The organism is Schaalia odontolytica (genome assembly GCF_031191545.1).
In the GTDB taxonomy this organism is placed as follows: domain Bacteria; phylum Actinomycetota; class Actinomycetes; order Actinomycetales; family Actinomycetaceae; genus Pauljensenia; species Pauljensenia odontolytica.
The window spans coordinates 1,573,635-1,596,301 of the sequence record NZ_CP133472.1 but is presented as its reverse complement, the minus strand read 5'-3'; the positions used below and the strand labels follow the sequence as shown (position 1 = coordinate 1,596,301).

The window sequence follows — 22,667 nt, the reverse complement described above, 5'->3', positions numbered from 1 at the left end:
GAGGGTGAAGGAGGAATCATGATGAACCCTACCCCGGATACCCCGATGCTTACGATCTACACGACACCGAACTGCCCGTCGTGTCGTCTCACGCGCCAGGCGTTGGATCGCGCTGGGCTCACCTATGAGGTGATTGACCTCAGTGGGCGCCCGGATCTCGTTGAGCAGCTGCGCAGTGAAGGGCTGTTGCAGGCTCCGGTCATAGATGACGGGACCTCGAGGAGCGCGGGTTTTCGCCCTGATCGGATTCGGGCGATTGTTGATGCCGCTACGCCGACGCGACTGACTGCTCGAGGAGCTCAGGTCCATGTGTCTGCTCCGGCTGCCGAGGCGCAGGCTCATCGAGGCAGGGTACTGTGAAGAAGGGCCTGGGAGTCTTTATTGTCGCGCTCTTTGTGCTTCCTGGCGCGGCTCTGATGCCTCTTGCGATGCTCAGTGAGTCGAGAACGCCAGCTGGGAACGCTCGAGGTGGGAGCGGACGAGTGTCGGGCGTGCCTGAGGAATATCAGGACGCTGTCTGGCGTGCGGGCCAAGCGTGCGACGTTGTGTCGCCGTCGCTGATTGCTGCGCAGGCGGATCATGAGTCGGCACACACATGGGATCCGCGGATTACGAGCCCGGCCGGCGCGACGGGCATCAGCCAGTTCATGCCGGCCACGTGGGCAACGCATGGCCGCGACGGCGACGGCGACGGCCGCGCCGACATCACCAGCGGGTCTGATTCGATCTATTCGCAGGGCCTGTACATGTGCGAGCTCGCTCAGAGTATTGACTCCTGGCTTGCCTCCGGCCTCGTCTCAGGGGACCGCGTCGACCTGACTCTCGCGGCATATAACGCGGGGCCGGGCGCGGTGAGGTCTTGGGGCGGGATCCCTCCGTATAAGGAGACACAGGGGTATGTGAAGAGTATTCGTGAGGCGCAGGCTAGTTTCGTCGAGACAGTGACATCGGAGCCCTCGAGCGACGGAACTCTCCTTGCGCAGGCGCGTACCCACTTGGGTACTCCCTACGTGTGGGGTGGGGAAACAGGCGCTGGTTTGGACTGCTCGGGACTCATTGTGCTGTCTTATGCTGAGCTCGGTCACCCGTTCCCAGCATCGGTGCGCACGGCCGATCAGATCACCAAGTACTCTGATGCGGCACCGATTGCCCGCGACCAGCTCACACCCGGTGACATCATTGGCTTCTCGAACGTGCCGGGAGGCCACGTGCACCACATCGGAGTCTATGCCGGCACAGACGCGGCTGGGCACCCGATCATGGTGCATGCACCCGACGTCGGGGGCGTCGTTGAAGAGACGCGCCTCGACACGCCGTATTGGCAGGGTATGGCGTGGTGGCCGGTCCGCAGGCCGGCGTGAGGTGGACGCACATGTGGGCCTGGTGGGGGATGATTGAGGCATGAGTGTCAACGATGAGCCTCACCGCACACCGAGCCCGCCTGGTGCCCCCTGGAGTTCCGGCGAGCCGTCAGTTCCGCGCGCCTTGTCGATCGACGAGGAGTGGGCGATGATGATGGCCCTCGAGGAGGAACGCGGCCGCGGCCGTACGTCGGAACCACCACCGGTAGCTGCGCCGGCGGCCGCGCATGAGGATCTGTCCTACCTCGAGCCGATCGTTTATCCACCCTCGAGCACCCCGGTCAACCCGTGGCGTGCGCCTGCTGCTAGGCCTGTGTCGGCGAGGGATCGGTGGCGTTGGAGGTGGTGGCGCTTGTGTGCCCTGCCGAGTCTGGCGTTTCTTGCCGCCATCAGCGTTGTCGTTGTGCGGCTCTATGGGCTTGCGGTCGACCGTGGTGATCCCAAGTCGTTGATCATGCCGTTCCTGTTTCTGGGGACACTGTGGTGGAACTGCATCATCCATACCTTGTATGTCGCGTGCGTCAGGCGCATGAATCCGTCCATCGGCTTTCATGTTGGCGCGGCGATCGCCACTTTCGTGGCGTCCTCAGTGCTCTCGTTTGTGTGCGTGTGGGTGTTCGTGACGGCCGTGAATCTTGGCGTGGTGTCGGGTGCGTAAACGGCCGATATCGCACCCGCCACGCAACAGCCCTGACAGCAACCGAAAGTCGCCAGAAAATGGGTGCAGAAACCAGGTGCAAAACCAACGGCGCACAATGACGACGGTTGACCGTTTATGCACCTCATCGTACGCTGGAGGACTAAGGCGGTGTTGCCAGTCGAGGGAGAACGTTATGGCTAACGATCAGATCCGCACCGATGAGGAAGCACGAGCGTCGATCGCTTTCGCAGACGCTGCGCTCAATCTTGCTGGGCACGTTGTTACTGACGCTCATCTTCGTGACCTTCAGTGGAAGACGGCCACGGGCGAGCTCACGGTCGAAGAAGCGGGCAGCGAGGGAGAAAGGTACCTGTACGAGAAGTTCGGGTATTCGCATGAGTGAGGATCCGAGTTGGGATGAGTATTTCATCCCGGGAACCCAGGTACTGCGCAACAAGTTCACCGGCGGCGGCGAGTTGCCATACGGGGTTGATTCTGAACGCGCGTTGCGAGCGTTGGAGGAACACTGGGCGAGCTTGCGCCTTATTGAGCTCCGAGACAATCCGATCCTGGGGTTGTTTGATTACGACCACATGAAGGCCATTCACCAGCATATCTTCCAGGACGTTTACGAGTGGGCAGGCGTTGAGCGCACGACCCCGATGCTGGGTCCCTTAGTCAAGTATGGACCCGATGTGTCCGGATTCCCCGATTACGATCCAACGGATCGCTCCGTTCCACATGAGTACCACCGTGCCGGTCCTGAGCTGAGGCGAGCGGCCGAGCGCGAGTACGACGCAATTCGTCATACCGACTACCTGCGCGGCCTGGACATCGATGATTTCGTCGACGCGCTAGCGCAACGATGGGCCGCCATCAACCAGATTCATTCGTTTCGCGAGGGCAACACACGCAGCCAGTTCGTGTTCTTCTCAGAGCTCGCTCATCATGCAGGCTATTACGTGGATGCCGATGCCTTCGCTCCTGTGTCCCAGGCACAGATCCTCGCAGGAGTGACCAACCCGCTGCGCGATGGGCTGGTGGCTGCGCGCTTCTACTACCAGGACCGCCATGATGCTGGTCCTATGGCAGAGGTGTTGTCCTACGCGGTTCGTCCCCTCACCAAGGCGGAGGAGGCGCGTCGGCCGATTGTGCCCGTTGAGGCGCGCAGAGCTCGTGCCGTTACGTCGGCCGCGTTTCCGGTCGGGGTGGTATCACCTGGCCGCGCACCTGTTGGGGGTGTGGATAAACTGCCCGCACGGCCGTATACGCCGGGGCAGCATGACGGGTACACGCGTTGAGGCGTGCGGTGCCTAGGTTGGGGTTATAGGAGGCTGGTGTGGCGACCATTGGGTATGCGCGAGTGTCGACGCGAGAGCAGGCCACGGACGCGCAGGAAGCGGAGTTGCGGGCGGCCGGCGCGCAGCGGGTGTTCATTGACCACGGTGTGAGTTCTCGGCTCGAGCATCGGCCCGCGTGGGACGCGTGTGTGGAGTATCTGCGTGAGGGCGACATTCTTGTTGTACGCGCACTAGACCGGCTGGCTGGCTCGGAGAGAATCGCGATCGACGTGATCCGTGATCTGGGCAAGCGTGGGGTCCGGCTCCGGTCCCTGACCGAGCCGTTCCTGGACGTCGACACGTCCACGCCGATGGGTGAAGCAATCATTGGGATCATGGCCGTGCTGGCCCAACTACGGGTGGCGACGATTCGCGAGAATACGCGCAGAGGTCTCGCTCATGCGCGGGCTGAGGGGCGTGTTGGTGGGCGGCGGCCGCGGGTGACTGGGGATCGCCTGGAGGCGGCCGCGGCAATGTTTCAGGCGGGAATGACACATAAGCAGATTGCGGCCGCCTTAGGCGTGCATCGGTCAACGGTGACACGAGCACTCGCCAAGCATCGTGATAGATCCTAGTGGTGCATCCACTTGGGTGGTGGGGTGGTAGCCCAGTGGGCTACCACCCCACCGTGTTGTTATGGGAGGGTTGGACCGCTGATGAAGAGGGCGAGCCCGAGAATAACGACGGTGAGGGTGTTTGTTCCGATGATTCGGCGCGTGCCTCGTGTGGTCATGATGCGCATGCAGGCGACGATGACGAGTAGGGCGCCGGTGACGCATGTGAGTGACCTGTATGCGCTGTCGTCGGGATTGTGGGCGGCGAGATAGGTTGCGCCGGCGTAGATCACTGCAGCTACTGCGAGGACAATCCCGATCCCGACGACCTGATAGATCATGGTGGGAAGGCCGCGCCGCGGTACGGATCCCGGCCCGTGGCCGGGGCGCATCGCTGGCAATGGGATGATCGAGTATCCGGTGAAGGCAATGACGATGCCGCACGCGATGTGAAAGAGAATGACGCTGTTCATTGATGTGTCCTTTCAGGGGTTGAGTGAGTCGTCAGGCTTCGGCGTCGGGGGTTCGGGTGGACGCTTTGGGGAGGCGGATTGGGTCGGGGAAGCCGGCCTTGGTGAGGTCGGCTTTGGGCCAGCCGATTGTGGTGGCGGTTTTGAACGCAAGACGGTAGTTCGCGATGGCGTCGTCGAGGGCGGTATGTGCGCTGCCGAGTGCGCGGAGCATGGTTTCTCTGTGCTCGTCTTTCTTGAGGAGTTTGTCGACCGGGTTCATGGGCGTGTGCCTTTCGTTGGTGGTGCCACCGGGTGTGGCGCCTGGTGTTTGTTCCGTGTTGGTGTGCACGCACACGCTATGCGAGGGCGAACGGCAGCCTCCGCAAGCGGAACGGATAAGCGGCGTGGAGCGGCAGTCGTGCCCCCTCCATTGGGGGCACGACCCACCCCTAACCAAACCAAAACGACGGGAACACCGAAGCTGATCGTTTAATCCCAAGGCAGCGTCCTTTCCCCATGCGCCGGTGACGATCACGGGTGCGACTGTGCAACAGGATTCACCGCCAAAGTGTGTGCGCGATCGGGTCGAGAGAGCGTGAGGAAGTGGGCGTCGGAAGCCCGGACGAACCACTGTCGTGGTCCGCCCGGAACGAAAATCTTGGCTGAGTTTTCGGGTGCGAACGTTCAGGTTATGTCGTTGCGTTGTCATGCGCGGTCTGCGCTGTATCCCACTACCTGAGATTCGCGTAGCAAGCTGTATAATACCGATATCGGTATTAAGCTTGTGGCGTGACGCATATGGCGTCGCGTGGCACACTGGAAGTGTGGTCCGGTGGATCGCTGCGCTGGCTTGAAGAACGTGTGAGGAGGGCCGGGTCAGATGCGTAGTGAAGCGGTGTCGCATTCTCGGACGGCTCGCCGGGCGCGGCGGTCAGTGCGTGGGGTTCAGCGGTCTCGGTTTCTTGTGTCGTTGACGGCGTCGGAGCGTGCTCTCATTGAGGAGGGTGCTCGTCTTCGTGGCGTGTCGATGTCGCGGTTTGTGGTGGAGGCAGCGCTTCACCCGGTGACTGCCTCGGATGGGGTTGCTGGGGCAGCTCATGTGGAAGAGTTGATTGAGTTGCTTCGTGTCTATCGGCGTCAGCTTGAGGGCGCGATGACGAATCTGAATCAGATCGCGCATCATGCGAACACGGTGCACGAGGTTCCTGAGGATTTTGCGTCTGTCGTGTCGAGCGTGGCAGATACGATCGAAGACATCAACGCTCGCCTCGATGGGGTTCGGCGATGATTCCTAACATCGTCACTGGCGGCGACACCGGCGGGCTCATGTGCTACTTGGTGGGACCGGGGCGCGCCAATGAGCACGAGAATCCGCACGTGATCGCGGGCTCGCGTGACATCGTGCGCAAGTGGGGTGACTGGGAGACGATCAGTGTCTCGCAGGCCGGCGAGATCGCGACGCGCCTTGACGCGTATATGCACGAGACAGGTACCTTCCCCACAGGCAAGGTGCGCCGCTTCAACCCGGCCACCGGAGCGGTGGAGTGGAATGGAGAGATCGAGGCCAACCATGTCTGGCATTGCTCCCTCTCCCTGTCGCCAGAGGAAGCGGCTCTCGGGGACGAGATCTGGGGACGGATCGCCTCGGACTTCATGGACACGATGGGCTTCACGGGGTCAGACGGGAAGGCACCGTGCCGGTGGGTCGCGATCCATCACGGGAGTGCGAAAAACGGCGGCGACCACATTCACATCGCGGCGAACGTTGTGCGTGAGGATGGCACGAAGTGGAGTCCGTGGTACGACCAGCGGCGAGCTCAGAAGGCATGCAACATGCTCGAGCACCGATACGGACTCCTCGTCGTGGAGTCACGCGAGCATGGTCGCGGCTCACGGTGCGACAGCGCGGCCGCGCAGAACGCCGCGAAGCGCGCAGGGGCGTCGCGCACAGATCGCGCTGTCCTCGAGGAACGTTTGCGCGCAGCCGCGACGGCCGCAGCGAGTGAAGCTGATTTCGTGCGGCGAGCACGACGCCTCGGGGTGCGTCTGCACCCCAGGTTCGCGCGCGGCCGCACTGACATTGTGGTCGGATATTCCGCTGCGCTACGCACCGAGGACGGACAGCAGACACGCTGGTGGGGCGGCGGGCGGATTGCCCGCGACCTGACATTGACTCAACTGCGCACACGGTGGGCAGACACCCCGACGAGCGCCCTTGAGGCTGTGGAAGCATGGAAAGGCCACTACCCAAAGAAGAAGCCTTACGATGGGCCGCTGTGGGAGGACCGGATCCGCGCCCTCGAGCACTTCCGTGTGCACCTCGAGCAGTTGTCCCCCACGGATCGCGTGGGGATCGCAAACGCTTCCGCCGACATCGCGGGACTCCTGCACACCCAGGCGATTACGGCTCGCACGTCGGGCGGGCGGGACATGCTCGAGCGCGCCGCCGTCCAGGTGGGCAGGTGCGCGCAGCTCAAAACACGGCCGGCCGACAAGCGCCTGGTCGACGTGGGCGCACGCATGGCCTCAGATCTGGCACTGTCGATCGCCGCCACGTCAAGCCCCCACATGGCGGCCGTCGCTCTCGCACACGCGACCGTCGATCTCGTACAGGTGATCGCGGATCTGCATGAGGCTGCAGGCCAGGCGGCAACCGCCGCAGCGATTGAGCGCGACGCCCAGGCGATGTTTGATCGCGTGAACACCTACCCACGGTTCGACGTCGACGCTCTCACGTCAGCTTATGAGCGTCTTGAGCGCACCTCCGTGCCCGCACAGCGCGAGGCTGTACCGCCTCCTCCCCCGCCGCCGGCACCCAGGGAGGACAGCGCGATCGCCCGCAACGCCCAGGCCCTCGCCGACGCGTCGGCTGATGGTGCTCTTCACCGTGTCCGCACGGTACTAGACGCGGCCGGCATACCGCTCGCGTCTTCTCAGCCTCGAGATGCTGGGCCGGGTATTCCGCGCGACGTTCTGGGTGGCCAGCCGCGCACGTTCAAGCCCGCGGCGATAAGCACGGATGAGGCCCAGCGGCTCGCAGCCGAGGCCGCCCAGCGGGCACAACACCACAAGGACAACGGCCCAACCAGGTAAGCCCCTCTGCTGTGCGCGCACGTGTCCACGATGAGTGGTGAGAGGTGCCCACCACGGGTGCCTTCGTACCGCAAAATTGGAGGGACTCGTATGAACGCGATCGACGCCGGCCGCAATGAGCTTGCACGCCTCGGACTGCACCCGGGGGCGCGGCATCCAAATGTCGTTGATTCAGCACCGTTCCAGTATGAGGATTCTACGGTCTTCTACGACTACTGGACATTCGGCAACCCAACCGTCATCAAAACGAGCGAGACCGGCCGCCTCCTCGAAGCAACCGTATACACGTCCGCAACCAATGGTGACGAGCAGGCGATCCCCATCGTTGGTGAGGCGGCGTGTCAGGAGTATGTTCGCCAGGCTGTTGCCTGGGAAAGCGAGGACGCAGATCGTTATCGCCAGGAAACTGCGCACGGGCAGATTATGGCGCGCATTAGGCAATTGGCGGAGGACAATCCACCCATCGCCACATGGGCGCTCGCACACGCTCCCGTCGTCGACATCGACACCGAGGATCTCACCCTCACTCTCACCGATCTCGGCGGCAACCCGATGATCGACCTTCACACATCCAGTATCGCTGGTGGTGGATGGGCACGCCTCCCCGGACATGCACTCGATGAACTCGACAACATCATCGCCAGTCCAGATTTCTCCCGTCTCCCCCACATGATGGGAATGCAGCGCGAGAATCTCACAACGTTTCTCACCGCGCTCTCCGACGACTTGGATAAGGTTCACACCGACGCTATGAGAGCACCGGGGGTTCCCACCCTCACCCAAGCAATCGAAGCAGCCAAGCGAGCATCCACCGTTGAAGCAGGCCCGCAGGACAACGCCCACGTTGGTGACGCTACTGAAGCAGCTCAAAAGTCTACTGCCGTAGCTAGTCGCCGTTCGTCTATTCCCCCTGAAATGCTCGGAAAGAACGCTCCACATATCGGCACTCAGTCATTCACGACGACACCAATGCGATGGGTCCCCACACCAACCATTCACCAAGCCGAAGGGCGATCGCTGTGAATGAGCATGACCCGTACGAGGGTGTCCCTCCGATCGACGTCGAGCCGCCCGGCGACCTCGAGGACGTAGCGCCCGCAGATCCCTCGAAGGACGAACCGAAGCTGTACTACTCGAGTGTGTACACGTTCGTCGAAGAATTCTTGACACAGATTTACGATCGGTCCCTCGGAACTGGTCTCACCTGGTGCAGTGAATGGTGGAAGCACACCGAGGCGGTCTTCTATCTCACTGCCCTGTGGCACTCATGGGAGGGCCTGCGAGCATCCGGCGAGCTCACGGCAATGGCCACCTGGTCCGTGCAGTATCTGTACCCGATCATGGATCGGGTCCTTGCTGAGAACGGGCCTTTCAAGGGGTGCCAGCCCGACGAGAGGCACCGAAAGGGCGAACACAAAGACGAGTCCGCACCTCACCCGGGTCGCGTGCTACCAACGACGACGCCGCCGCCCGGGCTCGTCGACGAGCGCCCGTAGTCGGATACCAACGGGGGGCAGCCATCGCTGGCTGCCCCCCGTTGGTTTTATCTGTCAGAGGTGGCGTGCTTGCGTCTGCTCGAGGGGCGCGGCCGCCGCTCGGCCGGCCGGCACACTCACCGACGTCGCAAGCATCTCCTGTGTGGGCGCAGGCTGGGCTTGCGAGGCCACCGTGAACGCCTTCACCCCGTCTGCGTCGATGCCGGCATCGAGCAGATGCTGTGCCCAGGCCTTCCGCGCCTCGGCGCTATCCCACGCGGGTACGTTCACGCTCATTTCCGGACTGTCGAGATCGCTCACGGACATCGGTTCGTCCGGCTGAGTCGTCATCAGTCCGTAGACGGTTAATGGATCTAGCTTCTTGTCCCCCGGTTTGGGTGCGTCCACAGCCACCTCCTCTGCCAGTGAATCCGACAGCTGTGTGGTGGTCGCTTGTGGATCGGTGCGAATCTCCTTGAGGATTTCCTCGAGGGATTGCTCGAGCTTTTCCCCGTCGACGAGGGGAGCGGCAGCGGCCAGCTCTGCCACAGAGACGAGCGTCATGTCAACGAACTCATCCTTGCGCTGGTCTCGGAATGATCGTGGGTTGCGGGATTCCTCGCGAGCTCGCGCCTCAGCAGCCTCTCGGGCACGGGCCTCTGCCTCCAGGCGCCGGTGTGCCTCGGCCGCGACTGCTCGAGCATCCTCGTCGACGTGCGCGAAACGCTCGGCAAGGCCAACTGCTCGAGCTCTCTCCTCCCGACTAATCTTCGGGTCGTCCCACCAGTCCTCACGGCGAGCAGCCCGATACAGTGGTGCCGCGAGGCGGCGCTGCTGCTCGGTCACGGCACGCAGGGCGCGCGCGTGCTCGAGGGAGGCGCGCGCGGCCACGCGCCGCGCTTGGGCCTCGCGTGCAGCGAATGCTCGAGCAATCATGATTGCTGCGCGCATGAGCTGCGCGGCCTGCATGGACAGCTGTTGTTCGATCTGAGCGGCGTCGCTCATGGTTCGCTCCTAATCTCGTTTCTTGGTTTCCCAGTAGGGCACTGTGCGCACGTAAACAGCGGGGGCTCCCGAGGCAAACACCCACGCGCGGTTGGGTGGCATGGCCATGAGCTCCGACACTGGGGCGATTGGGCGCTGCGCGGCCCCCACGGAAACGCTCCGGGAGGTCCCCTGCCGACTTGAGGATGTTTGGACCTGGTCGACGTACTCCACGCCAATCAGCGTCGACAGGGATTGTAGGAATTTGTCCTCTGAGACGCCGCCGCCATACGCCTTGACGTTGGCGGCGCTCCAGAGTTTGTTCATGCCCGGTTCGCCCCAGACACTCACGCCCTGGCTCCAGGACTGTAGGAGCGTGTCGACGACGATGCCCCGAGAACCAAAATGGCTATAGAGATCAGGCAACTCCCTCCACCGGCACACGTTTGCCGCCTCATCGAGGGCGACAAAGAGCGGTAGAGCGAGCCTGCCACCGGTCTGGGTTTTTGCGTGCTCGAGGGCACCCTCAATGACCGCGACAGTCAGTGCCGTCACGATCGGGGACGCGCTGCCGCGGCCCTCCTGCGACAGGCAAAACAGCGTATCGGTTGATGCCACAAAGTCGTTGGGGTGAAACTCCATCATGTCGCTCTCGCCGTCCTTCACTGTCGGGGGCAGGACCCAGCGCAGCGCCTCATCGTTGAGTAGGAATGACATCGTTTGGGAGGCGCCGCCGTACACGCCGCCTCGGGTTTCTGCCGGCAGGTTCATCATCCCGCGCAGCGACTGTGCGGTCATCATCTGCCCGGCGAGCTCCAAGATCCGCACCGGCTCATCATCGAGAGGCCGCGTCAGCCACTCATGCACCATCCGAATGTCTCGGCCACCGAGGGCGGCTGCCAATACAAGCGCAGCAACCAGGTCTTTCGATGCCCCATCGAAGTACGCATCCTTGGTGGCACCTGGATCGCGCTGAGAATCGATGAAGACTTCCGCTAGCGAAATGGCGTCAACGGGGGTCTTCACCCCCGCCAGGATGTTCCACCACCACGATTGGTCTTCCCCCGCAATCCCCTGCGGGTCAAAAACCCACGTCTTCCCACTCTGAGAACGCTGTTCTCGAGTGATATCAACGATGTCACGTTTGTTCGAGGTCGCGAGGACTGCGCCGGGCGCTACGAGAATCCGCGGGACCAGCCACGCGGTGGTTTTACCTGTCCTCGGGCCTGCAATCATCAGGCACACGAACTCCCAGGACGAAAACAACCACGCGTTTCCTCGCACCATACGCCCGATCGGCAAACCAGGAGAATCGGCCACGACACCCAGCCGGGATGCCTGCGATACCACCGCCCGCTCCCCCAGAACGGCCACCTCACGCCGTGCGGCAGCCTTGCGAGCGACTTGATCTCCGCGCTTGCGTCGACGCGGACCGCGGTGCCGCCACCTGGCGATACCGACCAGGCACGCGACGCCGGTCAGGAGAATGAGGAGAGCGAGAACGGCGACCGCGCGCGGCTGCTGGCCCCGGATCATCCCGGTCGTCAAGTCCAGGAGGTTCGTGGGCAGGGGTATCCCTGTCCACCAGGTGTACAGGGCGCGCGCGCCGTACAGGCATGCTCCACCGACCCCGAGTGTGATGAGAAGGAGCCAGATGCCTCGTCCGCTATCACTCATGGAATCCCACATGGTGTCACCACCTCTTGTTCGTGTTCGACAGCTCGTATTCCACCGGCGTGAAGTCGACCTGGAACGGGTACGCCGGTGCGTCCGACGTTTTAAGAAGGAACTTCCCACGGCCGATGGGGGCCGCACTACCCCCCGTAATCGGGTCATACTCCCCAGGGGCGTTCCACGATGACACGAGGGCTTCCTCACGGCGTGAGAACGCCATGACCGACCGGAGCTCGCGTACCTCTTTGGGGGGAACACCACCAATGAAAAGCATCTTTGATCGCTCGATAAACCCTTGGGCTTTCTGTCGATCAGAGACCGACGGTAAGGCCTGGAAATCGGCAACGGAGTGGGTGATCATGATTTGGCCCACTCCCACAGTCCTGTTGAGGCGGGTGAGCGCATCGACGCGCTCGACCATGCCGGGAGAGGACCGAAGGATACGCCAGAGTTCATCCATGATGAGCTGATAGCGCTGACGCGCGATCAGCCCCGTGTCGGCGAGAACCTGGGTGACCTCGACAGTGGCAAAACCGTATGACCAGCATGACAGTAGGACCGCTGCTTGCAGGTCCTCGTCGGCGTACATGAGCGAGGAGACATCGAAAACAACGGAAGCATCCATGCGCATGGATACGGTTTTCTTCGCTGCGAACAGCGAGCCGAAGCGGCCCATGAGCAGCGCCTGGAGTGAGGCCTCGAGGTCATTGGTCAACCGCTCATATTCCCCAGGTTTTCCTTTGTCGAGGGCGGCCGCATGGAGCGGCTCAGGACCCTCTTGGACGACCCGCAGAACATCGGCGAGAGTCGGCGTACCCAGATATGTCTCCTCGAGGACACGGATAGCGGCATCAACAATCGTCTCCTCACGATCAGTGGGTGCCTGCCGCCGAATAATCTGGATCAGCGAACACACCAGCTGTTTCTTGCGCTCGTGAGCCGCTTCCGTCACTTCCTGGGCCTCGCGGACGTACCCAGCTGCCCGCAACATCTCCGCTGCTTCGTCGGCATTACCACCGTCCAATGGGTTCAGGCCTGTCTTCCCGTGTCCAATCGCGATGATTTGCCCACCCAGTGCGTCGATGACGTCGGCGTATTCACCTTTGACGTCTCCGACAACCATGGAGTGGATGCCGAATGCTTCGGCCCCCAGGACCATTCTCCGAATCAGCGAGGATTTTCCCAAGCCGTTTAGTCCCAGGACCATGGCAGATGGGGCGGAGATCAGTCCTTTCTGAAACCAGCTGATAGGGTCGGCGCACACCGCGCCCGTCCCGTCCGTCGCCCGCCCAAGTGGTACACCAACAGGTGGCGGGGTCCCACCCGCGACAAATGGGTACAGGCCGCACACCTGGACGCTCGTGCCGCGATAGTCGTGAATGCGGGGAAGTGGCGTGACACCGCCAGCACCAGGTCGATTGAGATCTGCGATTGTTATGTTCGTGCTCATATCGACCACACCTTTTGCCACGACGGAACGACACCCAGCGGTAGACTGAGGGCGAACGCTGAGTCCTGCGCCCCGTAGGCGGGCCGCATGCGCAACTTCGATGCGGACGCCAGCGACGCGACGGCCGCAGCTGTGTCGTCGAGGTCATCCCCCGTCACTGTTGCAGTAACCAGGACTGTGAAGTCCACGAGGCCCGCGCCGGAGGCCTCTTCTTGCGCGTTTTTCCTGGCGATTGCCACCTCGCGCGCGGCGCGCGCCGTGACTTTCTTCGACATGCCGGCCGCCGCGGCCGCTGTCGTCATATCGCGTTCGACGATGTCACCCGTCATGGCGGCGTCGATGGGCCGCAGCAGAAGGGTGACGCGCTTGCGCTCAACGTCCCGCGAGATTGACACCAGTTTCGATAGGACACCCGACTGCACGACTCCTGTCGGCGCCTTAGTCAGTACCCACGTGCGCGACAGGCCCGAATCATGACGGAACGAATCGAAGAAAGCGTGGGCTCCAATGGGGCCAGCGTCCTCCCAGTCCATGTCCATCTCCTGGCCAGCGGCCGTTGCTTCTTCGAAGAGCGGTTCGGATGCCGGGTCGTATGCCACACGTACCAGACGCGTGACGTCTGCGGCTGTGAGGAGGTGGGCAGGCCCCGTCCCGGCCGCTTCCAGCGAGTGCGTCAAGTAGGGCAGGCGCGTCCCGATCTCACGGGCCACCTGGTCGGTCGAGCGCTTCTTCACGCTCATGCGCTTCGTATCGAAGGTGAGGGTCACTGTGCAGCGCAGTTGCGCTGCACCCGCGCGATACTGTGAAACAGCGTCGCGCACCACGCTCAGAGCGATCGCCGGAGCATTTGCGTCGAGGCGAGCGTTCACCTGGCGCTCGAGGGAGCCACCCGTATCGGGCACCGTCTCCACGCAGACACTGGCCTGAACGATGCCGATTTCACTTCCCAGGTCGGCAAGCCAGGCACCCCAGTGTGCGACCTGTTGGTCGATACGCTCCTGATCAACGAGCGCGATACCTGCAGGCGCGACCCCCATGATGACGCTCACGTGAGTGTTGCCGTGGTGGATGAGGGCAAACGGGCGATCGTACGAATCAACATGTTCGCTGATTCGAGACCCTGAGAGCAGGCCGGGAAGGCGCGCCCGCCCACCCGGGATGGTGCCAATCGGGCCGGACCTGTACACGGTGCGTCGAGCTCGACGACGCCGAGCAAACGACGCACGCTCCACCCCTCGGTTCCAGATGCTCACGCCGTGAGCATCCCTGATTTCCATTGCCCCGAGTACCGACAGCCCCGACACCAGCAGGACCGCTGCACGCGCGAGACCAAACGATCCATACACGAGGATCGACACAATGAGCAGTGCCAGCAGCGCCATCGTCTGGGCGAAGCTCAGCTTTCCCAGGCCCGCCAACCTGGGGTGACGCCAGTTCCCGTACGTGCGTATCTTTGTTTCTGTTGCACCGATCGTGCTCATGCGAGTGCTCCTTCCGCACTGGTCTCAACCAAGTCGCTGATGCCTTGTTGCGCTTGTGAAGCGCCCTCTGCGACGGCCTGCGCGACGAGGGTCGCCCCGCCTGTAGCAGCCCCAGCAGCTGCGCTACCGGCAGCGGCCCCACCTTCGGCCGCCCCGCTAGCCGCTCCGCCGGCAGCGCTGTTACCTGCGCCGACGGCACCGCTCGAGCCCACTGCTCCCGCGTCGGGGGCGGTTGTTGCTCCTGACGGCGCCCCAGATCCCGTCCCGCCACCACCGGATGGTGACGACGGTGCGGAGTCTGCAGCGACACTCCCCCTGTGCACCACATCGACCGCGCCCGAGGCGATCGATGCTGCCCCCGCGGCCACAGCGCCACCCCCGCCTCCCATCGAGGATGCGATCATCGCTCCCGTGGGCATAAGCAGCCCCACAAGCGCAAACGGACACACGGCCGCAAACACCATGAGCATGACGCCGACGAGAAACGACACAAATCCTTCCAGGCCATTCTCCGATGTCAGGAAGAGGATTGTTGTCGCGTAAATGACCGATACGGCCAACTTGTAGAGGACAAGTCCTGAGAAGAAGCCCAGGATCTTTCCTGCCCAGGCGCGACCCCAGGATGTTCCAATCGTCGAAGCAATGATGGGCGCCAGCCCCATAATCACCATAAGTAGAATGGATCGAATCCAGATCATCGCCATCTGGATAACGTTGGCGAGGATCCCCGCCAGTGCGAGCAGGAGAACTGAGACTGTGCCACCCGGAATACGGGTACTCTCCCACAAGGCCGGAATGATTCGTTTTCCAAAGGTTTCGGCGCTTTCTTCCGTGACCGTATCCAAGAGCCACACCGCCGTCTCGTCAAAGATACTAATGAGAGCGGATGCCAACGTGAGCCCAGCTCCCGAAATGACGACGACTGTGACAAGGGATTGCGCGACGTGGCGCAGTGATTCACCACGACCGTCAATGACGACTCGGATGCCCGCGACTATCAGCGATGCAATCATCACGGCGGCCAGGAGAAAGCGCAGGTAGTCCTGCAGCCGGTAGGCTGGTGACGTCGTAACGAAGAGCGAGGGAACAGGTGCCTTCACCCACCACGTTCCCAAGTTGAGGATGATCTCCCCCAGTGACTTGGTTACTTCGCTGACAAAGGAATCGAGTCCCACGTTAGTTCACACTCCACGGAGTGATTCGAGTTTTTGCTTCACCCGTGAGCTCGCCGATCCCCCAGGCGTCAGGGGTTTCTGGGTAGACGACTTTCCAGTCTGTCACCCATGTCATGCGCACTGGAATGGTGAGCGTCTTTGGATCGTCTCCGAGGGTGAAGGTATAGACGACAAGCACATTGTTCTCATCACGGATTTCGTAGTAGTAGCCCGTGATATGTGCCTGCCGCATGGAGTAGACCCCAGAGTGAGAGCGACTCGAGTCAAAAACCTTACCCGCGAGTGTCCCATCAGAGTTATCCGCAAGATCCATCGCGATCGAATCGCGATGGTCAACATCCCATGTTGAATGCAGGAGGAAGTTCGCCCCAGAGGTAATCGCACCCTCCACCGTATGGGAGTAGCAATACGAAAGATTCGATCGATCCATCGCGGCAAAGGGGCCCGCCTTGGATGCAACCTCAACCGACCGGCCACCCTGGACAGTGCTCACGCGCGTTGCTCGAGGAGTTTGTCCCAACGGCAACATGTTGACCTCGTCGACGTAGCATGGCTGAGATACATAGTCCATTCCGAGTACCCCCTCCGTGGGGGTCGGGGAGGGCATGAGCGACGGCGATGCGCTCGGCGATGGCGTGAGCACCGTCGGAGTTCCGGTCGGCAGGCCTGACTGACCGGACGGCTGCGTCGCTGTAGAGCCGCGCATCGCCAGCCCCACTCCCAGCCCAATCCCCATCGCCACAACGACAATGACAATCAGACCGGAGGCAATCACCCATGGGGATGCGAATGGACTCCGTTCTCTTACCTCACCGCTATCGCTCATGACCTCGCTCCTTTAGACAAACTGCCTGATGATAATCGGTGCCGACACGACGATGAGGACACCAGCAATAACCCACCCGACCTTCTCGGCGACTTCGCCACCAGCTCCAGGCCCTTGCCGGTTGTGAAGGGCAATCATCCCGCCTGCGATAATCAAGCCGAGCACACCGCAGATAATGCCAATCCACATGGCATTGCCCAAAAGATCATTGATCTTGTCCATCAGGCCTTCAATCGCCTTCGGTGACGGGTTCGGAACCACATCGGTCCCAAGTAGTGCAGAAATGCGCGATGCAACCATCAGGCTGTCCTTTCGGTCCACGCCGCCACGGTGGCGGCGATTTTGTTGATACGGCGTGAAAGATTGGTATTCACGTCGTTTTCCGTGTCCCGGGCGAAGCGCCACTGCGCCTGCCACGGAACGAAAATGCAGTGGGGGAATGCTCCCGACGTGATCTGCAGCTGATCGCGGAGCTCACGAGGGAGACGTCCAGGGGCATCAGCACCCACGACGAGGCCAACGAGCTGCCCCGGCAGCGCTCCGGCCGCCCACTCGATAGCCACATCCTGCGCGGCTCGCAGACCTGCCACTGTTGATCGACAGCAGACCACGACGCTCAACGCGCGCGTTGGGTTGACGTGCTGCGGCCAGGATGCGCCAGCATCACCGACACCGAGGATGTGTGCCCACGTCGAGGTTCCGGCACCGCCGTGTGCGCCCACGGTCCACAGGAGAGGCGCGCCGTCGACGGTCGATCGCCGGATACGACGCCGAACCGTGAGTCCATCAACGCCCGGAGCCCACGTGCGTGCTGCGGCCACAGCAGGAGGCGGCGGAATCGGCACCGACGGACCACTAGGAGCAAGCCAGTGATTCTCCGTGGGCGCAGGGGATTGTCCCCGAAACAGAGTCGGCATGTGCGCTCCTTTCTCTACGCCCTATCCGTCAGCACGTACACGCACACCCCCTCCACCCCAGTAACCTCGCCAAGATGGCATCATTGTTGAAGACCGTTTGACACCTCCAGGAGCTCCCCTCATGAACCACGACTCCCAGCCTGAACGCCTCCAGTACTGGGCCGTCACCTTCGACGGCCGCCCTCCCGGCGCCGGCGGCCAACTCAACACCGCCGGCTGGCCTTCAGATGATCGCGACTACGCGATCGCGCAAGCCGTCGACAAAGCGATGCGCCACGGAATCGACATGTCCCGCATGCGCGTCTTCCAGCGCCTCGAAATCACCGTCAAGAGCGAATGGGTCGAAGACGACACCACCATCGACGACCAAGAACTCATCGACGACATCATCAAAGACATTCGCAACATCGACGGCTACACATTTCCCGACAAACCATAAAAGCCTAGATAATCCAAGGAAAACGGAGCAACCTGACATTCCCGTCAGTCAGCCCAACCCTCCCAATGTGATCTATGCGATAAGCGCGGTGTTGCGCCATGCCTCTGCCACGACCGAGGCCTGTTCACTCAGCGATTTCTGATCGGCGTGGAGAGCGTTCGCGACCGTTCCACGCCGCGACCCAACCAGGAGCGTCATCCACGCGCGGGCAGCAGCAGGACTCACCCCAAGAGAGGCGAGCGTAGCGTCGCGCGCGGCCATCGTGTGAGAATTCGCGACCGAGACATGAGCCGCGATCTGTGCGACACGGACACTGCCCGCCCACGCGAGAGTCGACGGCACACCCGCGTCACGCAACGCATCAACCACCCGCACAAACGGTCCTGTCAGCTCATCAATTCCCACATACAGCTCCCCCGCCCCGCCAGCGAGGGGCGAACCCCCTTCAGGGACAACGCCCGTAGTGGTCACTGCGCCCCGGTCCTCCAGGCTTGCCAGCGACTCCTCCGCAACCGCGCACTCCACGGCCCGCGACCACACTGCCCACGGGCGCCGGGCGCGGATCATCGACGCGGCGGACGCCCGCGCTTCCAGCCACGCCAACGTCAAGACATCAGCCAAAGCGTTCGATACCGTTTCTCCCTCAAAACGTGCCTGGCGAACCGCGAGACGCCCGAACTGCTTGGGACCATGCTCCAGTAACGTGACAGCCAAACGGCTCGCACCTTGCCCAACCCAGCCCGCCTGACAGGCCTCAACGAGGACTGCGCGCAACCCCTCATTGTCATCCGAGCCAACCGCGCCCCCGGTGAAGACGTCGACGACGACGCCCAGGCTCTGAATCCGCTCGCGGGTTCGCTCCACAGCAACTGCGGGGTCACGGACCAGCTGGAATCGTGACGGCGCGCGATGCCCCGCCTCTCTGCGCTCCTCACGCACGATCAGAGCACGATCCTCCAACTCAGCCAGCCCCCGCCAAACGGTCCGCTGACAACGGTCTGTTGCGTCAGCCAGCCAGTCGATCTCCACAATCGCGGCCCCCCGATCATCCGCCAAGGAAGCTAGCTCACGCAAACACGCACGGGCCGAAGCCCCCAAGCCTCTCTGAGCTCGCGCCCAAGCAGGCCAAGACAGAAGAACGTCCACCATCTCAGGCAACCCCCTCATCAACATGCTCAGCAATCACCCGAGCCGCGAGCACCTCACCAGATGCCGCGAGCACCTCCAGCAGCGCCGACGCCGACGACTTCCCACCCCCGGGGTTCTCCCGACGCCATGCATCCGCGAGAGCCTGCTGCACCGCCAGCTCAACGACCGCGCACCGAGCACGCGACAAACCCGGAGCGAGCTCCGTCACCAGGTCGTGAATCCGCATGTGCAACAACGACGGAGCCGTCTGTGCCACACGCTCATCCTCGGCAGCAGCTCGCTCAGCCGCAAGGCGCTCACGCTCACGCTCGGCCGCCGCAACCTGAGCCCGAGGAGACTCCCCCACAGCCACCAAACGCTCCAAACGCTTAGCAACAAACCGGGACATGAACTTCACACCTTCCGCCGGCGGCGGTGAATCCAGCAAACGCTTAATCTCCGCTGGCCTCCAGCCAGCGTCAAGCCGTTCACGCAGCAAACCAACCACGACCGCGAGCCCACATGCGTCCATCACCCGAAACTGCTCGGGCACACACGCCGCCAAAACCGCTAGATCACCGTCTGAGGCACTTCCAGCACCCCGACCACCCTCAGGCATAGCCGCAGGGTCTTTCGCGCCTCCAGGGTGCCTCTGAGGGCCTCTACGGCACTTCCGGGGCGCTGACGTCGCCACCGGCGACGCAGCCTCCCTCTCAGCAACCGCCTCATCGCCAGAGTCGATCCCCGACCCAACCGAACCCTGCCCCTCACCCGGCGAGGTCGGACTGGTCGACCTCTGGGGCGGGTGGGGGTGGGGTTGGGTTAGGTCTTCTTTAGAAGACTTGGTATCCCGTAGGGATAGTGCCGCGCTCGACCGTGCTACGGTGGAGCGCTGCACGGTGCGACCAGGACTTTTACCCTGTTTTCCCTGGTCAGACCGTGCGGCACCTGTTGCCGCACGGTGAGAGGCGCGTCCATCCGACCGTGCGGCACCTGTTGCCGCACGGTGCGACCTGCGCAAACGCTCCTCCTCACCAGCAAGCTCCGGATCCGGGGACGCCGCCCCCTCCATCAGGTAATCCCCCCGCGACTGTTCGAGGGCCACCACTCGCGCTTGCTGCGGGCTCATCGGCTCGTCGGAGAAGATCGTGAGCGTACGCACCCGCCCCGACGACTTGCGCAACGTGAAACGGAACCTGTAACCCACCGACTCCAACTCCCGCATCGCCGCCCGAACCGCCTTCTCACCCAGCCCCCGGCCAACGAACGCCCGATACCCCAAGTTCGCGCCCTCCGGCGACGCCAACGCGCGCGCCAGGATCCCCAGCGCCGCATACGAGATCCGCTCATCAAAAACGACCTCATTACGCAACGCGGTCGCCCCACGCCGCACGACGAAGTACTCGCTCATCACTGCTCCCCTCCACGAGGACCCGCGCACGCTCTACTCAGACGCGCGCGGGCGGGTTTACGGTGGTACCGGGGCAGTGCCAGCCGCCCCCAGCCCCACACACGGCCGCGACACGCGACCCAAGTACGACGGGGAGCGCAGGCGGATACCCGTCCGCCTCTCACAACTCCAACGTGCGGAGAAGATCCCCGCACCCCCTCCCAACACGTAAGGAGAAGGGAAGAATGATCATGGCCTGGAACATCCCCAACGACGACCTGCAAGCCCTGCGCAAAGCGATTGAGGACGGCCTCAGCCTTGAACGCGTCCTCAAAGTCGAACGCGTTGACGACGACAGCACGGGCATCAGCATCGCGGACGACGATTACCCCTACGAGGTCGCAACTCGCGTCAAAGGCGCAGAGCTGTTCATGATGCTGCCACTCAGCTTCAACCGCGACGACGCAACGAAAATCAGTCGCGCGATCCAAGTCGGCTTGGACTGGTCCACCCTCTTGTTCATCACCCGCAACGACGAACCTGGACACCCCAACACATGGATCCTGAGCAACCGGAGGTTCTGAGGTCTCCTCCTGCCAGATCACAATCAAGGACCCCACCAACGTGAAGGCCAGCATCAGCACTCACCCCCACACTGAGCGCTGGGGGCCGCCGCTGCGTTGCCTTCGTTAGGCAAAACACCAAAGCGAGCCCCGTCCAGGTCCGGGCCAGTGACGATGCTGCGCCCCACATCCCAGGCGACAGAGCCATCGTTATGAGCGGTACGGGTGAACACAACCTCCCGTCGGGGCATAGCCTCCCACGCGGCCCGCAACTCCTCAACCGCCTCACGGGCGAGAACCTGGAGATCCGGCACAGCTCCCTCGGACGCGGCAACGAGGCGGTCCACGGACACGCCAGCGGTAGCCACATGCTCGCGCGCGACCTCAACAGAAGAGATCAGGTCCGCCAGCGCCGCACCCAGCCCGTCCGCGTCGTCGTCGCCCAACTCCCCGTCGTCCCCGTCCTCGACGGGCTCCAAATGATCCAGCGCCCACAAGTGCGATACCAGATCATCCTCAGTGGGTTCAGGGAACTGAGCCTCAGCGTCGGCCAGGTCCCCCGCAAGGGCGGCCGCCAAAGCCTCCAGGCCTTTCCCGCACGCCGCGCTGTCCCCGCGCGCGAGCGCGGCCCGCGCCCGTGCGAGCGCTGCGATGCGCTCACGTAAATCGTCGCGGGCGTAAAATGCCTCGCCCTCGTACATCCCCTGGTAGTACTCATACTCGGCGACCTGGCGGCGGAGCCGCTTCGCCCTGCACTCGGCCTGTGCGCTCGCGCGCTCGGCCTCAGCCAGCATCCCGCGCACCGCGCCCAGCGCGGCGCCCGCATTCGAGCCCTCCAACCCCAGGGCCTCCATGATCTCGGCGAGCTCGCGGTCGGCGCGCTTAGCAAGCACTCCCGCCGACAGGCTCGTGAACCGCTCCACGGCCACGACTACCTCCCAGCCCTGCCCAAGCCAGGCAGCGGAACATCCGACAATGACCGAGCCCTAGGCTTGCCCGCAGATTCTGCGTTTAGTTCACGCATTGCTGCCTCGACGGCCCGAGCTGAGAAACGCAACTGCCCAGAAGGCAGTTGGGTCGCCGGGAGCCTTCCCGCGGCGACCCAACGGCGCACTGTACTTGCGGCCACACTGTAGCGCTGAGCAACTTCACCAGTTTTAAGCAACTCATCTGGTTGCACTGAATGCGACTTCATGAGTGTAATGATCTACCACAATGCGGTTGCTGTCAATGGATACAGTTGCACTAGTTGCACCAAATCGATACAGTTGCAGATATGGCAGCCCAAGAACTTGGAACGATGAGCGCGGACAGGGCAATTGGCCTGGCCGTCAACCAGCAGATCTTCGCGCGCGGAATGCAGGCGCAGGAACTCGCAACGCCTCTCGGGCTGACAAAATCGTCGGTGAGCCGGAAGTTGCGAGGCAATGTCTCATGGTCAGCTGACGAGGTGCTGCGCACCGCCATGTTTTTTGGCATCGAGCCCGCCGACCTCATGCCCACCCCCGACGGAATGGGCGGGTGGATCCCCGCGCCTTTCAAACCTGCCGGGCGCCGAGATGTCGACGCGTTGGTGCCCCAAGTCGGGCTTGAACCGACGACCCACGGATTATGAGTCCGCTGCTCTAACCGACTGAGCTATTGGGGCGGTGCCATCCTACCGGATGAGGGCTCCTTTGCTCCACCCGCCGCCCCGGCCTCGTCCGCGAAGGCGAGCGCCACCCG

Annotated in this window: 27 protein-coding genes and 1 tRNA gene; 13 read left to right on the top strand and 15 right to left on the bottom strand. The window is 62.9% G+C overall.

Going from position 1 to position 22,667, the window contains the following annotated elements:
* Positions 1-18 precede the first annotated feature (18 nt).
* From RDV55_RS06800 to RDV55_RS06775, 6 genes are all read left to right on the top strand, one after another.
* Complete coding sequence (locus RDV55_RS06800) at positions 19-360, top strand: glutaredoxin family protein (RefSeq protein ID WP_111823859.1); 342 nt, start codon at positions 19-21, stop codon at positions 358-360.
* Positions 361-491: 131 nt separating this feature from the next.
* On the top strand, positions 492-1,361 hold the full coding sequence (locus RDV55_RS06795; RefSeq protein ID WP_245907700.1) for a C40 family peptidase: 870 nt from the start codon (positions 492-494) through the stop codon (positions 1,359-1,361).
* A gap of 148 nt (positions 1,362-1,509) precedes the next feature.
* Positions 1,510-2,019, top strand: a complete 510-nt coding sequence (locus RDV55_RS06790) for a hypothetical protein (protein WP_111823860.1) — start codon at positions 1,510-1,512, stop codon at positions 2,017-2,019.
* 175 nt (positions 2,020-2,194) lie between these two features.
* Positions 2,195-2,404, top strand: a complete 210-nt coding sequence (locus RDV55_RS06785; protein WP_111823861.1) for a hypothetical protein — start codon at positions 2,195-2,197, stop codon at positions 2,402-2,404.
* Positions 2,397-3,302 (top strand): Fic/DOC family protein, encoded by a 906-nt coding sequence (locus tag RDV55_RS06780; protein WP_111823862.1) that lies wholly within the window; start codon positions 2,397-2,399, stop codon positions 3,300-3,302. The genes RDV55_RS06785 and RDV55_RS06780 overlap by 8 nt, the downstream gene beginning before the upstream one ends.
* Positions 3,303-3,340: 38 nt before the next feature.
* Positions 3,341-3,916: a recombinase family protein gene (locus tag RDV55_RS06775; RefSeq protein ID WP_111823863.1), complete on the top strand. Its 576-nt coding sequence runs from the start codon at positions 3,341-3,343 to the stop codon at positions 3,914-3,916.
* A 59-nt stretch (positions 3,917-3,975) separates the two neighbouring features.
* On the opposite strand, the gene RDV55_RS06770 is transcribed toward RDV55_RS06775, so the two are convergent.
* Positions 3,976-4,368, bottom strand: a complete 393-nt coding sequence (locus RDV55_RS06770; RefSeq protein ID WP_111823864.1) for a hypothetical protein — start codon at positions 4,366-4,368, stop codon at positions 3,976-3,978.
* 31 nt (positions 4,369-4,399) lie between these two features.
* Entirely contained in the window at positions 4,400-4,627 is a 228-nt protein-coding gene (locus RDV55_RS06765; protein WP_111823865.1) for a hypothetical protein, read from the bottom strand.
* 600 nt (positions 4,628-5,227) lie between these two features.
* On the opposite strand from RDV55_RS06765, the gene RDV55_RS06760 reads away from it, so the two are divergent.
* The 4 genes from RDV55_RS06760 to RDV55_RS06745 all read left to right on the top strand — a co-directional run bounded on the left by RDV55_RS06760 (position 5,228) and on the right by RDV55_RS06745 (position 8,936).
* The gene (locus RDV55_RS06760; protein ID WP_309187878.1) at positions 5,228-5,635 is read left to right on the top strand and encodes a plasmid mobilization protein; all 408 of its coding nucleotides are present in this window, start codon (positions 5,228-5,230) and stop codon (positions 5,633-5,635) included.
* Complete coding sequence (locus RDV55_RS06755) at positions 5,632-7,440, top strand: relaxase/mobilization nuclease domain-containing protein (RefSeq protein ID WP_245907701.1); 1,809 nt, start codon at positions 5,632-5,634, stop codon at positions 7,438-7,440. Before RDV55_RS06760 ends, RDV55_RS06755 begins: the two co-directional genes overlap by 4 nt.
* A 90-nt stretch (positions 7,441-7,530) precedes the next feature.
* Positions 7,531-8,463, top strand: a complete 933-nt coding sequence (locus RDV55_RS06750; RefSeq protein ID WP_111823866.1) for a hypothetical protein — start codon at positions 7,531-7,533, stop codon at positions 8,461-8,463.
* Positions 8,460-8,936, top strand: a complete 477-nt coding sequence (locus RDV55_RS06745) for a DUF4913 domain-containing protein (protein ID WP_245907703.1) — start codon at positions 8,460-8,462, stop codon at positions 8,934-8,936. Before RDV55_RS06750 ends, RDV55_RS06745 begins: the two co-directional genes overlap by 4 nt.
* Before the next feature lie 54 nt (positions 8,937-8,990).
* On the opposite strand, the gene RDV55_RS06740 is transcribed toward RDV55_RS06745, so the two are convergent.
* From RDV55_RS06740 to RDV55_RS06705, 8 genes are read right to left on the bottom strand one after another with little or no spacing between them, the layout of a single operon-like run.
* Positions 8,991-9,920, bottom strand: a complete 930-nt coding sequence (locus RDV55_RS06740; RefSeq protein ID WP_111823868.1) for a hypothetical protein — start codon at positions 9,918-9,920, stop codon at positions 8,991-8,993.
* 9 nt (positions 9,921-9,929) lie between these two features.
* On the bottom strand, positions 9,930-11,576 hold the full coding sequence (locus tag RDV55_RS06735) for a type IV secretory system conjugative DNA transfer family protein (RefSeq protein WP_245907705.1): 1,647 nt from the start codon (positions 11,574-11,576) through the stop codon (positions 9,930-9,932).
* A gap of 16 nt (positions 11,577-11,592) precedes the next feature.
* On the bottom strand, positions 11,593-13,023 hold the full coding sequence (locus tag RDV55_RS06730) for a putative type IV secretion/conjugal transfer ATPase (RefSeq protein WP_111823870.1): 1,431 nt from the start codon (positions 13,021-13,023) through the stop codon (positions 11,593-11,595).
* Positions 13,020-14,504 carry an SCO6880 family protein gene (locus RDV55_RS06725; protein ID WP_111823871.1) on the bottom strand — a complete coding sequence of 495 codons (1,485 nt, stop codon included), beginning with the start codon at positions 14,502-14,504 and terminating at the stop codon, positions 13,020-13,022. The genes RDV55_RS06730 and RDV55_RS06725 overlap by 4 nt, the downstream gene beginning before the upstream one ends.
* A complete protein-coding gene (locus RDV55_RS06720; protein WP_111823872.1) occupies positions 14,501-15,679 on the bottom strand; it encodes a TrbL/VirB6 family protein in 1,179 nt (392 codons plus the stop codon). Before RDV55_RS06720 ends, RDV55_RS06725 begins: the two co-directional genes overlap by 4 nt.
* A gap of 1 nt (position 15,680) precedes the next feature.
* On the bottom strand, positions 15,681-16,505 hold the full coding sequence (locus RDV55_RS06715) for a DUF8175 domain-containg protein (RefSeq protein WP_111823873.1): 825 nt from the start codon (positions 16,503-16,505) through the stop codon (positions 15,681-15,683).
* 12 nt (positions 16,506-16,517) lie between these two features.
* Positions 16,518-16,805, bottom strand: a complete 288-nt coding sequence (locus tag RDV55_RS06710; protein WP_245907707.1) for a hypothetical protein — start codon at positions 16,803-16,805, stop codon at positions 16,518-16,520.
* On the bottom strand, positions 16,805-17,422 hold the full coding sequence (locus tag RDV55_RS06705; RefSeq protein ID WP_245907708.1) for a DUF6668 family protein: 618 nt from the start codon (positions 17,420-17,422) through the stop codon (positions 16,805-16,807). The genes RDV55_RS06710 and RDV55_RS06705 overlap by 1 nt, the downstream gene beginning before the upstream one ends.
* Positions 17,423-17,543: 121 nt before the next feature.
* On the opposite strand from RDV55_RS06705, the gene RDV55_RS06700 reads away from it, so the two are divergent.
* On the top strand, positions 17,544-17,861 hold the full coding sequence (locus RDV55_RS06700) for a hypothetical protein (RefSeq protein WP_111823875.1): 318 nt from the start codon (positions 17,544-17,546) through the stop codon (positions 17,859-17,861).
* A gap of 72 nt (positions 17,862-17,933) precedes the next feature.
* Here the strand turns inward: RDV55_RS06700 and RDV55_RS06695 are convergent, their stop codons facing one another.
* A complete protein-coding gene (locus RDV55_RS06695; RefSeq protein WP_245907709.1) occupies positions 17,934-18,800 on the bottom strand; it encodes a hypothetical protein in 867 nt (288 codons plus the stop codon).
* Between the two features lie 211 nt (positions 18,801-19,011).
* Positions 19,012-19,398 (bottom strand): hypothetical protein, encoded by a 387-nt coding sequence (locus RDV55_RS06690; RefSeq protein ID WP_133256520.1) that lies wholly within the window; start codon positions 19,396-19,398, stop codon positions 19,012-19,014.
* A 1,232-nt stretch (positions 19,399-20,630) separates the two neighbouring features.
* On the opposite strand from RDV55_RS06690, the gene RDV55_RS06685 reads away from it, so the two are divergent.
* On the top strand, positions 20,631-20,963 hold the full coding sequence (locus RDV55_RS06685) for a hypothetical protein (RefSeq protein ID WP_133256521.1): 333 nt from the start codon (positions 20,631-20,633) through the stop codon (positions 20,961-20,963).
* A 53-nt stretch (positions 20,964-21,016) separates the two neighbouring features.
* Here the strand turns inward: RDV55_RS06685 and RDV55_RS06680 are convergent, their stop codons facing one another.
* Both RDV55_RS06680 and RDV55_RS10545 read right to left on the bottom strand, forming a co-directional pair.
* Entirely contained in the window at positions 21,017-21,871 is an 855-nt protein-coding gene (locus tag RDV55_RS06680; RefSeq protein ID WP_111823879.1) for a hypothetical protein, read from the bottom strand.
* Between the two features lie 2 nt (positions 21,872-21,873).
* Positions 21,874-22,137, bottom strand: a complete 264-nt coding sequence (locus RDV55_RS10545) for a helix-turn-helix domain-containing protein (protein WP_082163113.1) — start codon at positions 22,135-22,137, stop codon at positions 21,874-21,876.
* An 81-nt stretch (positions 22,138-22,218) separates the two neighbouring features.
* On the opposite strand from RDV55_RS10545, the gene RDV55_RS10540 reads away from it, so the two are divergent.
* Complete coding sequence (locus RDV55_RS10540) at positions 22,219-22,557, top strand: helix-turn-helix domain-containing protein (protein ID WP_111823919.1); 339 nt, start codon at positions 22,219-22,221, stop codon at positions 22,555-22,557.
* Here the strand turns inward: RDV55_RS10540 and RDV55_RS06675 are convergent.
* Positions 22,514-22,590: transfer RNA gene (locus RDV55_RS06675), tRNA-Ile, on the bottom strand. The two genes, RDV55_RS10540 and RDV55_RS06675, sit on opposite strands and share 44 nt — an antisense overlap.
* Positions 22,591-22,667: the final 77 nt, after the last annotated feature.

What these genes read in the sequence shown, in the direction of transcription:
- RDV55_RS10540 (WP_111823919.1), top strand. Translation starts at nt 22,219, where the DNA reads ATGGCAGCCCAAGAACTTGGAACGATGAGCGCGGACAGGGCAATTGGC.
- RDV55_RS06770 (WP_111823864.1), bottom strand. Translation starts at nt 4,368, where the DNA reads ATGAACAGCGTCATTCTCTTTCACATCGCGTGCGGCATCGTCATTGCC.
- RDV55_RS06800 (WP_111823859.1), top strand. Translation starts at nt 19, where the DNA reads ATGATGAACCCTACCCCGGATACCCCGATGCTTACGATCTACACGACA.
- RDV55_RS06740 (WP_111823868.1), bottom strand. Translation starts at nt 9,920, where the DNA reads ATGAGCGACGCCGCTCAGATCGAACAACAGCTGTCCATGCAGGCCGCG.
- RDV55_RS06725 (WP_111823871.1), bottom strand. Translation starts at nt 14,504, where the DNA reads ATGAGCACGATCGGTGCAACAGAAACAAAGATACGCACGTACGGGAAC.
- RDV55_RS06750 (WP_111823866.1), top strand. Translation starts at nt 7,531, where the DNA reads ATGAACGCGATCGACGCCGGCCGCAATGAGCTTGCACGCCTCGGACTG.
- RDV55_RS06700 (WP_111823875.1), top strand. Translation starts at nt 17,544, where the DNA reads ATGAACCACGACTCCCAGCCTGAACGCCTCCAGTACTGGGCCGTCACC.
- RDV55_RS06690 (WP_133256520.1), bottom strand. Translation starts at nt 19,398, where the DNA reads ATGTCCCGGTTTGTTGCTAAGCGTTTGGAGCGTTTGGTGGCTGTGGGG.
- RDV55_RS06760 (WP_309187878.1), top strand. Translation starts at nt 5,228, where the DNA reads ATGCGTAGTGAAGCGGTGTCGCATTCTCGGACGGCTCGCCGGGCGCGG.
- RDV55_RS06755 (WP_245907701.1), top strand. Translation starts at nt 5,632, where the DNA reads ATGATTCCTAACATCGTCACTGGCGGCGACACCGGCGGGCTCATGTGC.
- RDV55_RS06705 (WP_245907708.1), bottom strand. Translation starts at nt 17,422, where the DNA reads ATGCCGACTCTGTTTCGGGGACAATCCCCTGCGCCCACGGAGAATCAC.
- RDV55_RS10545 (WP_082163113.1), bottom strand. Translation starts at nt 22,137, where the DNA reads ATGAAGTCGCATTCAGTGCAACCAGATGAGTTGCTTAAAACTGGTGAA.
- RDV55_RS06685 (WP_133256521.1), top strand. Translation starts at nt 20,631, where the DNA reads ATGGCCTGGAACATCCCCAACGACGACCTGCAAGCCCTGCGCAAAGCG.
- RDV55_RS06780 (WP_111823862.1), top strand. Translation starts at nt 2,397, where the DNA reads ATGAGTGAGGATCCGAGTTGGGATGAGTATTTCATCCCGGGAACCCAG.
- RDV55_RS06790 (WP_111823860.1), top strand. Translation starts at nt 1,510, where the DNA reads ATGATGATGGCCCTCGAGGAGGAACGCGGCCGCGGCCGTACGTCGGAA.
- RDV55_RS06785 (WP_111823861.1), top strand. Translation starts at nt 2,195, where the DNA reads ATGGCTAACGATCAGATCCGCACCGATGAGGAAGCACGAGCGTCGATC.
- RDV55_RS06735 (WP_245907705.1), bottom strand. Translation starts at nt 11,576, where the DNA reads ATGAGTGATAGCGGACGAGGCATCTGGCTCCTTCTCATCACACTCGGG.
- RDV55_RS06765 (WP_111823865.1), bottom strand. Translation starts at nt 4,627, where the DNA reads ATGAACCCGGTCGACAAACTCCTCAAGAAAGACGAGCACAGAGAAACC.
- RDV55_RS06710 (WP_245907707.1), bottom strand. Translation starts at nt 16,805, where the DNA reads ATGGTTGCATCGCGCATTTCTGCACTACTTGGGACCGATGTGGTTCCG.
- RDV55_RS06730 (WP_111823870.1), bottom strand. Translation starts at nt 13,023, where the DNA reads ATGAGCACGAACATAACAATCGCAGATCTCAATCGACCTGGTGCTGGC.
- RDV55_RS06715 (WP_111823873.1), bottom strand. Translation starts at nt 16,505, where the DNA reads ATGAGCGATAGCGGTGAGGTAAGAGAACGGAGTCCATTCGCATCCCCA.